The sequence below is a fragment of the Methyloceanibacter marginalis genome (genome assembly GCF_001723295.1).
Classification (GTDB): Bacteria; Pseudomonadota; Alphaproteobacteria; order Rhizobiales; family Methyloligellaceae; genus Methyloceanibacter; species Methyloceanibacter marginalis.
The window spans coordinates 1-8,915 of record NZ_LPWD01000193.1 but is presented as its reverse complement, the minus strand read 5'-3'; the positions used below and the strand labels follow the sequence as shown (position 1 = coordinate 8,915).

General features: G+C 64.5%; 9 protein-coding genes and 2 pseudogenes. 9 read left to right on the top strand and 2 right to left on the bottom strand.

Features of this window, described 5'->3' with window-relative positions:
* The 9 genes and pseudogenes from AUC71_RS08120 to AUC71_RS08085 form a co-directional block, all read left to right on the top strand.
* A pseudogene (locus AUC71_RS08120) lies at positions 1 to 825 on the top strand (S1 RNA-binding domain-containing protein); the annotation flags it as partial.
* A 205-nt stretch (positions 826 to 1,030) separates the two neighbouring features.
* Positions 1,031 to 1,993 carry a signal peptide peptidase SppA gene (sppA, locus tag AUC71_RS08115; RefSeq protein ID WP_069623860.1) on the top strand — a complete coding sequence of 321 codons (963 nt, stop codon included), beginning with the start codon at positions 1,031 to 1,033 and terminating at the stop codon, positions 1,991 to 1,993.
* Positions 1,994 to 2,045: 52 nt separating this feature from the next.
* Positions 2,046 to 2,339 carry an integration host factor subunit beta gene (ihfB, locus tag AUC71_RS08110; protein ID WP_069623859.1) on the top strand — a complete coding sequence of 98 codons (294 nt, stop codon included), beginning with the start codon at positions 2,046 to 2,048 and terminating at the stop codon, positions 2,337 to 2,339.
* 27 nt (positions 2,340 to 2,366) lie between these two features.
* Positions 2,367 to 2,714: a lipopolysaccharide assembly protein LapA domain-containing protein gene (locus tag AUC71_RS08105; protein ID WP_069623858.1), complete on the top strand. Its 348-nt coding sequence runs from the start codon at positions 2,367 to 2,369 to the stop codon at positions 2,712 to 2,714.
* 202 nt (positions 2,715 to 2,916) lie between these two features.
* A pseudogene (locus AUC71_RS21020) lies at positions 2,917 to 3,513 on the top strand (phosphoribosylanthranilate isomerase); the annotation flags it as partial.
* Between the two features lie 57 nt (positions 3,514 to 3,570).
* Positions 3,571 to 4,794, top strand: coding sequence for a tryptophan synthase subunit beta (trpB, locus tag AUC71_RS08100; protein WP_069623861.1), 1,224 nt, complete (start codon positions 3,571 to 3,573; stop codon positions 4,792 to 4,794).
* Between the two features lie 2 nt (positions 4,795 to 4,796).
* Positions 4,797 to 5,633, top strand: a complete 837-nt coding sequence (gene trpA / locus AUC71_RS08095) for a tryptophan synthase subunit alpha (protein ID WP_069623857.1) — start codon at positions 4,797 to 4,799, stop codon at positions 5,631 to 5,633.
* A 27-nt stretch (positions 5,634 to 5,660) separates the two neighbouring features.
* On the top strand, positions 5,661 to 6,701 hold the full coding sequence (gene accD / locus AUC71_RS08090) for an acetyl-CoA carboxylase, carboxyltransferase subunit beta (RefSeq protein WP_083238195.1): 1,041 nt from the start codon (positions 5,661 to 5,663) through the stop codon (positions 6,699 to 6,701).
* 67 nt (positions 6,702 to 6,768) lie between these two features.
* Positions 6,769 to 8,061 (top strand): bifunctional folylpolyglutamate synthase/dihydrofolate synthase, encoded by a 1,293-nt coding sequence (locus AUC71_RS08085; protein WP_069623856.1) that lies wholly within the window; start codon positions 6,769 to 6,771, stop codon positions 8,059 to 8,061.
* A gap of 6 nt (positions 8,062 to 8,067) precedes the next feature.
* Here the strand turns inward: AUC71_RS08085 and trxA are convergent, their stop codons facing one another.
* Both trxA and AUC71_RS08075 read right to left on the bottom strand, forming a co-directional pair.
* A complete protein-coding gene (trxA, locus tag AUC71_RS08080) occupies positions 8,068 to 8,436 on the bottom strand; it encodes a thioredoxin (protein ID WP_280139297.1) in 369 nt (122 codons plus the stop codon).
* Between the two features lie 38 nt (positions 8,437 to 8,474).
* On the bottom strand, positions 8,475 to 8,915 hold a 441-nt coding region (locus tag AUC71_RS08075), incomplete at its 5' end, for a PD-(D/E)XK nuclease family protein (RefSeq protein ID WP_193427026.1).

Below are 8,915 nucleotides of genomic sequence, written 5' to 3'. Positions count from 1 at the left end.
CATCACCGACTACGGCGCCTTCGTGGAGCTGGAGCCGGGCGTCGAGGGTCTGATCCACGTTTCGGAGATGAGCTGGACGAAGAAGAATATTCATCCCGGCAAGATCATCTCCACGAGCCAGGAGGTCGAGGTCCAGGTGCTGGAGGTCGATCCCGACAAGCGCCGCATTTCCCTTGGCCTCAAGCAGACTCAAGAAAATCCGTGGGTCGCTTCGCCGGCAGCCACGAAGCCGGCGCCGTCATCGAAGGCGACGTCCGCAACATCACCGAATTCGGCCTGTTCGTCGGCCTCGAAGGGGGCATCGACGGCATGGTCCATTTATCGGATTTGGATTGGTCCAAGTCTGGGGAGGACGCCCTCAAGGACTATAAGAAGGGCGACATGGTGAAGGCCGTCGTGCTGGAAGCCGACTCCGACAAGGAGCGCATCAGTCTCGGCATCAAGCAACTGACCCCCGATCCGTTCGAGGGCGCGGCCACTTCGGACAAGCTGAAGAAGGGTATGCGCGTCACCTGCGAGGTGACTGCCGTCAAGGACAACGGCATCGAGGCAAAGCTGCTGGACCACGACCTCACGACCTTCATCCGCCGCTCTGATCTGTCCCGCGACCGGTCCGAGCAGCGTCCCGATCGTTTCGGCGTCGGCGAGAAGTTCGACGCGGTCGTGACCCAGGTCGACGCCAAGACGCGCAAGATCAGCGCGTCCATCAAGGCGCTCGAGATCGCCGAAGAGAAGGAAGCCGTTGCTCAATACGGTTCGACGGATTCCGGTGCGTCCCTCGGTGACATTCTCGGCGCGGCCCTGAACAAGGCCAAGGGCGGCGAGGACGACGAGGACGAAGACGGCGAGACGGTCGAGGCGGAAGAAGAGCCTGCCGCCAAGCCGAAGCGCAAACGCGCGGCCAAGAGCAAGACGGACGACGAAACGGCCGGAACCGAGGCATCGTCCGAAGAATAGGCGGCGGCCCGCGAGGCCGTCCGATCTCCACTATTGAGCGGGCATGCGGCCCGACGAATAGGCTGAGCGAAACATGGGTCTCGACGCCGAAAGCGTGATCGAGCGCCGCCGCCTCAAGCGCCGGGTTACGATCTGGCGCATCGCCGCGGTGGTGCTCGGTCTGTTGTTCGTGGGCCTGGTCGTCTTCGGCAACCGCCAATTGACGGGCTCCACCAGTATTCTGCCCCACGTCGCCCGCATCAGCGTCGGAGGCATCATCACCGACGACCGCAAGATGCTGGAGCTGATCGACAGGGTCGGCAAGGCCAGGCAGGTGAAGGCGGTGATCCTCGACATCAACAGCCCCGGCGGCACCACGACCGGCGGTGAGGCCATGTACGACGCGATCCGCCGGCTGGCGCAGAAGAAGCCGGTCGTCGCCACCTGCGGCACGCTTGCCACCTCCGCCGCTTATATCGTGGCGCTCGCCACCGATCGCATCTTCGTCTACGGGAATACCATCACGGGCTCCGTGGGCGTCATCTTCCAGTGGGTGAATGTCATCGAGCTCTTGAATACGCTCGGCATCGAGGTCGAGGAGGTCAAGAGCGGCCCCTTGAAGGCCGTGCCGAGCCCCTTCGAGCCCACCGATGAGCGCGCCCGCGCCGTGACCGAGGAAATGGTCGAGGACGCCAAGGTCTGGTTCGTCGATCTGGTCGAGACTCGGCGGAAAATCCAGCCGAACGCGATCCCCGGCCTCACCGAGGGGCGCATCTACTCGGGGCGCCAAGCGGTCGATTACAAGCTCGTGGATCAGATCGGCGACGAGCGCACGGCCCTCAGCTGGCTGGCCAAGGAACGCGGACTTCCGGCGGGCCTCAAGGTCCTCCAGTGGAAGCCCAAGGAAGAGTCGACCGGTCTCTTTGGCTGGATGCTGGGCTCGGGTGTGGAGATTTTTGGCTTGTCTAGCAGTAAGATCGCCGCTCTCCTAGGCCAGGCTTCGGCGACCCTGGAGCTTGACGGTCTTGTCTCGGTTTGGCACCCTGCGTCCAATTAGTGGGGGCGTTGGGCCAGCTGCAACCAATGGCTGCGGCCCGGTGGGGCGTATAATGATCAAATCCGAGTTGATTCAGCGGGTGGCTGCCGCCAATCCGCATCTTTTCCATCGTGACGTCGAGCGGATCATCAACATTGTGCTCGATGAGATCACGGGCGCGCTTGCCCGTGGCGACCGCGTTGAGCTGCGTGGCTTCGGCGCCTTCACGGTGAAGCATCGTGCGGCGCGGCAGGGCCGTAATCCGCGCACCGGGGATACGGTCTTCGTCGAGGACAAATACGTGCCCTTCTTCAAGACCGGGAAGGAATTGCGCGAGCGCTTGAACCCCGACGGCGACGGAAGCTAGGTTCCGTGGTCCGCCTAAGGAGCAGCCGTGTGGCGTAAGCTCATCCTCGCACTTGTGATCGTGCCGCTCGGCGTGGTGCTCATCGCGCTCGCCGTGGTCAATCGCGAGCCCGCGGTGCTGATCCTCGACCCCTTTGGCGGGGCCAAGTCCAGTTTCTCGCTCCAGGCGCCCTTTTTTCTTTTCCTGCTCGGGGCCTTTGCGCTTGGCCTCGTGGTGGGCGGTATCGCCTCGTGGCTCAATCAGGGTAAGTGGCGCCGCACCGCACGCGAGGAGGCCCGCGAGGCGCGCGATTGGCGCCGCCAGGCGGACCGGCTGGAGAAAGAACTGGAGACCCTGGATCCGGCCCACCATCGCCCGCAGTTGCCGGCCGAGTAGCGCAACCCCTGGCCTGGCCCGCGGTCTGGGCCGGCCTGGCGCTGGCGCTCAAGGGCCTTTCCCGATGCGAGGGCCTGTTGAACCAATCGGCAACGCCAATGTTGCAGTGCGATGGACTTGAAGGCCTCAATTTCATAGGGTGAGCCCGCACGAGCCGCCTATCCGGCCGGCAAAACCCTCACCCGAGAGCTGATAGAGCCCCGTGACGGTCAAGGTAAAAATCTGTGGCGTGCGGACGCCTGCCATTCTCGATGCTGCCGTCACGGCGGGCGCCGATCTGGCCGGGCTTGTCTTCTTCGCCAAGAGCCCGCGAAACCTGACGATCGAGCAGGCAGGCGCGCTGGCCGCCGCCGCGCGCGGCCGCGTGGGCACCGTCGCCGTCATGGTCGACCCGGACGACGCGCTGCTCGAGGCGGTGGCGGGCAGGGTACGTCCCGACATTCTCCAGCTTCATGGCAACGAGACGCCCGAACGCGTCGCCGCCATCAAAGAGCGGACCGGTCTCTCCGTGTTCAAGGCGATTTCCGTGTGCGAGTCGGCCGACGTGGCGCGGGCGCGGGCCTATGCCGGAATTGCCGATCAGATTCTGTTCGACGCCAAGGCGGGCCCCGATGCGGCGCTGCCCGGCGGAAACGGGGTTATCTTCGACTGGCGCATCTTGGCGTCGGCGAAGCAGCCTTTTGCCCTGTCGGGCGGCCTCGATGCCGGAAACGTCGCCGAGGCGATCGCGCTCACGGGCGCGGCCCTGGTTGATGTCTCCTCCGGAGTCGAGACCGCGCCGGGCGAAAAGGACGCTGCCTCATCACGCAATTCATTGAGGCGGCACGAGCGGCCGCCTCACAACACGCCAAGGCTCATGAGTACCGTCACCGATGCATTGAACACCTATCGCGGGGGTCCCGACGAGCAGGGGCATTTCGGGATCTACGGCGGCCGCTTCGTCGCCGAGACCCTGATGCCGCTCATCTTGGATCTCGAGCGTGCTTACAACGACGCCAAGGCGGACGCCTCGTTCCAGGCCGAGATGGACAGCCATCTCGCGACTTATGTCGGGAGACCGTCGCCGCTCTATTTCGCCGAACGGCTCACGCAGCATTGCGGCGGCGCGAAGATCTATTTCAAGCGCGAGGACCTCAACCATACCGGCGCGCACAAGGTGAATAATGTGCTCGGCCAGATCATGCTGGCCTTGCGCATGGGCAAGACGCGCGTCATCGCCGAGACGGGCGCGGCAATGCACGGCGTGGCGACGGCAACATTATGCGCCAAGTTCGGGTTGCCCTGCGTGGTTTACATGGGCGCTGTGGACGTGGCTCGGCAGAAGCCGAACGTCTTGCGCATGCAGATGCTCGGCGCCGAGGTCCGCCCTGTCGAGTCGGGTTCCAAGACGCTGAAAGATGCCATGAACGATGCGTTGCGCGATTGGGTCGCCAACGTCCACGACACGTTCTATTGCATCGGCACGGTCGCCGGCCCGCACCCTTATCCGGCGATGGTGCGCGATTTCAGAGTGGTCATCGGCCGCGAGACACGCGAGCAGATGCTGGAAGCCGAAGGCAGACTGCCGGACTCGCTCATTGCCTGCATCGGCGGCGGATCCAACGCCATGGGGCTGTTCCACCCGTTCCTCGACGAGCCGGAGATCGAAATCTACGGCGTTGAGGCAGCCGGCCACGGCCTTGATAGCGGGCAGCATGCGGCCTCGATCGCCGGCGGCAAGCCCGGCGTGCTGCACGGCAATCGCACCTATCTGCTGATGGACGAGGACGGTCAGATCGAAGAGGCGCATTCGATCTCCGCGGGGCTCGATTACCCCGGCATCGGGCCCGAGCATGCCTGGCTCAACGACGTCAATCGGGTGAAATTTCTCTCGGCGACTGACGACGAGGCTGTCGCCGCGTTCCAGCTTTGCAGCAAGCTCGAAGGCATCATCCCGGCGCTGGAGCCGGCGCACGCTCTTGCCCGCATGTTCGACATCGCAGCGACGAAGCCAAAAGACCACGTGATGGTGATCAATCTCTCAGGCCGTGGCGACAAGGATCTCGACTCCGTCGCGAGCTATCTGAGCGCGAGAGAATAGGCATGACGAGGATCGACAAGACATTCGCCGCACTGAAGCGGGAAGGACGTGCCGGTCTCGTCACCTTCATCACGGCCGGCGATCCCGATTACGAGACCTCGCTCGCCCTGCTCAAGGGGCTGCCAGCCGCGGGTGCCGACGTTATCGAACTCGGCATGCCGTTTTCCGATCCCATGGCGGACGGCCCCGCCATCCAGGCCTCGTCGTTGCGGGCGCTGAAGGCCGGCCAGACCATGAAAAAGACGCTCTCCCTCGTTAGGGAGTTCCGCAACGAGGACCAAACCACTCCGATTGTGCTCATGGGTTATTACAACCCGATCTATATTTATGCGGTGGACCGTTTCGTCCGCGATGCCAGCGAAGCGGGGGCCGATGGGCTGATTATCGTGGACCTGCCGCCGGAAGAGGACGAGGAACTGCGTCCCGCTGCGGTCGCGGCTGGCCTGAACCTCATTCGCCTCGCGACGCCCACGACGGACGCCAAGCGTCTGCCGGCCGTGCTCGCGAACACTTCGGGATTTGTTTACTACGTTTCGATCGCCGGCATCACCGGCACTGCCGCTCCGGATGTCACTTCGGTAGGCGCTCATGTTGAACGCATCAAGGCCCATACCGATTTACCTATAGCCATCGGCTTCGGCGTGAAGAGCCCGGAGCAGGTGCGCGATTTGGCCGAAGTCGCCGAAGGCGTTGTCGTTGGATCGGCGCTGGTTGCGGCAATCGCCGAGAGCCTGGACGCGGACGGCAAAGCGACGGGCGAGACGAAGCCGAAGTTGTTGGGGCTTGTGGAGCACTTGTCGGCGGCGTTGCGCCAGCCGGCCGAGGCCGCGGCGGTCTAGAGCGGCAGATTTTAGAGAGTTGGACCAGTGAACTGGATCAATAGCGTCGTCAGACCCAAAATCCGGAATATTCTTCGCAAGAAGGATATGCCGGACAATCTCTGGGTGAAGTGCCCGGAGACTGGGCAGATGATCTACTACAAGGATCTGGAAGCGAACCAGTTCGTTGTTCCAGGCTCCAACTATCACATGCGAATGTCGGCGCCGGCGCGCCTCAAGGCGTTGTTCGACGACGGCAAATACGCGGCGCTCCATTTGCCCGACGTGCCGCTGGACCCGCTCAAATTCCGCGATGAGCGCCGCTACACCGACCGCCTCAAAGATGCGCGCAGCAAGACCGGTCTCAACGACGCGGTGCACGCCGGCATCGGCAAGCTTCATGGAGACACGGTCGTGTCCGCCGTGCAGGACTTCGACTTCATGGGCGGTTCGCTCGGCACCGGCGCGGGCGAGGCGGTCATCTCGGCGATGCGCGCCGCGCTCGTGCGCGAGGCCCCCTTCATTCTGTTTGCCGCCTCGGGCGGCGCGCGCATGCAGGAGGGCATTCTCTCGCTCATGCAGATGCCCCGCACCACCGTCGCGGTGGAGGAACTGCGCGAGGCCAATCTGCCCTACATCGTCGTGTTGACCAACCCGACCACCGGCGGCGTCACCGCCTCCTATGCGATGCTGGGCGACATTCACATCGCTGAGCCCGGCGCACTCATTGGCTTTGCCGGACCGCGCGTCATCGAGCAGACCATCCGAGAGCAATTGCCGAACGGCTTCCAGCGCTCCGAATATCTTCACGACCACGGCATGGTGGATATGGTCGTGCATCGTCACGATCTCCGCGGCACGCTTGCGCGTCTGTGCAACCTACTGACCCATCGCCTCGCGCGCGATATCGAGATCCCGGTCGGCGCCGAGGACGAATTGCAAGCCACGCTGCCGCTGGATGGCAAAGCCAAGAGCGGAAACGGCCTTGCGGCCGAGCCCACCGAGCCGGCCGAGGATGGGGAAGAAGACGAGCCCTTGACGGACGCCCCCGGGAATGGCGCTAATCAATCTCCGCCGCAGAACGCCTAAGGTCTAGCAAGGCTTGACGACACTCCCCTATAGCGCCGGGGGCTCATCTCCCCGCCCACGCTCGGCCATGAGCGATACGCTGCTGGAGCGGCTGAAGAAGCTCCACCCGCAGTCGATCGACCTGTCGCTGGGGCGCATCGAGCGTCTATTGACGGCGCTCGGCAATCCGCAGGACAAGCTGCCGCCCGTGGTCCACGTCGCCGGCACCAATGGCAAGGGGTCGACGCTCGCCTTCTTGCGCGCGATTGCGGAATCCATGGGCAACGGCGTGCATGTCTACACCTCGCCGCATCTCGTCGATTTCCACGAGCGCATCGTGCTTGCGGGCCCGCATGGGGCCGCACCGGTCAGCGAAGACGTCTTGGTCGACTGCCTGGCCCGCGCCGAAGCCGCCAATGGCGGCGATCTCATCACGCTGTTCGAGATCACCACGGCTGCAGCCTTCCTCGCCTTCGCCGAAGCGCCCGCCGATCTCTTGCTGCTGGAGACCGGGCTCGGCGGGCGGCTCGACGCCACCAACATGGTCGAGAAGCCGCTGCTCACCATCATCACGCCGATCTCGATCGATCATGTGTCGTTTCTGGGCGAGACGCTGGCTGCGATCGCGGGGGAGAAGGCCGGCATTCTTAAGCCGGGCGTCCTTGCATCGTCGGGCCAGGAGGCGGAAGCGTTCGATGTCATCGCGCGCCGGGCGGCCGAGATCGGCGCGCCGCTCCATGTGTTCGGACGCGATTTCGACGCGTTCGAGCAGCAGGGGCGTTTGGTGTTCCAGACCGCCTCGCGTCTGCTCGACCTGCCGCTGCCACGGCTTGCCGGTCGACACCAGATCGACAACGCCGGCACGGCGATCGCCGCGGCGAGTGTCGCCTTTGGCGACGCTCTGACTCAGCGCGCCTCGAGGACGGGGATAACGAATGCACACTGGCCGGCCCGGCTCGAGCGGCTGTCCGTCGGCGGACTGCACGCCTATGCGGCCGACGGCACCGAGATTTGGCTGGACGGTGGCCACAACGAAGCGGGCGGACAGGCGGTGGCGGACACGCTGGCCGCGCTCGACGAACGCGTGCCGCGTCCGGTGCATATCATCTGGGGCATGATGGAAACCAAGGATGCGCAGCGCTTCATCGCCCCGTTCAAGGGGCTGGTGGAGCGTGTCTACACCGTGCCGATCCCGGGAGAACCCAATGCCTTCGCCGCCGAACCGTTGGCCGAAATCGCCCGGGCGGAAGGGTTCGACGCCGTTGCGGTCAATAGCGTGCCTGAGGCGCTGCTCCGCTCCGCCTCAGGCGGTGAGCCGCCGCGCGTGCTGATCTGCGGCTCGCTCTACCTTGCGGGCCACGTCCTCAAGCTGCATGCGTGAAATGGGTTACGCGGTGCCGTCGATGGCGCCGCCGATCCACGCCGCCAGATGGTTCTTCGGATAGGCACCCCGAAGCGTATCCACGACTTCGCCGTTCTTGAACAGGATCAGCGTCGGGATGGCCCGGACGTTGTAGGTGCCCGGCGTGCGGGGGCTCTCGTCGATATTGAGCTTGGTGATCTTCACCTTGCCGTCGAGCTCCTTGGCGATCTCTTCGAGCGCGGGTCCAATCTGCCGGCAGGGTCCGCACCATTCGGCCCAAAAATCGACGACGACGGGGGTCGAGGACTTCAGCACCTCGGCTTCGAATGTGTCGTCGGAAACCTTCTCAGTCGCCATAAGTTTTTCTCCTCGTCGCCGGCCAAGGCCTGTCAGGACCGCCGAACTCGCCACCGGAACCTAGGTGCGGCCCCTCAAGGCGTCAAGGCCGCCTGCCTGCTCAACATGTCGCGCGTCGCCGCATCAAGCAAAGTTGAAGAGATCTCCATGAGGCGCGGCCCATCGGTCCACAGAAGCGCCGCGCGCACGGCTTTCTGCGGGAACATCCTGCGAAGCGCCAACCGGTAGGCCGCGAGCTGATTGATATAGGCGCGCGCCACGTCGGCTTCGCTTGAGGGCGGCGGACGGTTGGTTTTGTAGTCGAGGATGAGAAGGCCATCGTCGAGAATGGCGAGGCGGTCGATCTGACCCTCGAGGTCGAAGCTCGACTCGCCCTCACCGATTCGTGCCACCACCGGCACTTCGGCCAGGCTGCCGGGCCGACAACGGGCGAACGGCTCGTCCCGGACGATGGCGAGCGATTCGCCGACGATCTCCTCTTTGAGCGTCTCGGGAAGCCCGCCGCCGCGCACGGC